General features: G+C 69.8%; 1 pseudogene. It reads right to left on the bottom strand.

The window, feature by feature from the left end:
* Positions 1-212, bottom strand: a pseudogene (locus U8525_RS34775) (hypothetical protein); the annotation flags it as partial.

Raw genomic sequence — 212 nt, 5'->3', positions numbered from 1 at the left:
TCTGCTCGCCCTGCGTCATGAACTGGAAGCGCTCCCAGTACGCAGGCGACGAGGAGATGAGGGCCGCCAAGCCGGCCGGGAGGTGGCGCAGCCCCGCGATGCTGTCCACGGGGCGGGACAGGAGTTGGCCCAGCGCGTGGTACAGCTCCACGAAGGCGTCCTCGGCCCCGTCCAGCGAGCGGTTGATGACGTCCGCGTCGTCGTACACCTCC

It is taken from the genome of Corallococcus sp. RDP092CA, assembly GCF_041903675.1.
In the GTDB taxonomy this organism is placed as follows: Bacteria; Myxococcota; Myxococcia; order Myxococcales; family Myxococcaceae; genus Corallococcus.
Note: the sequence above shows the minus strand (reverse complement) of the source record. Positions and strands in the feature narration are given on the sequence as shown.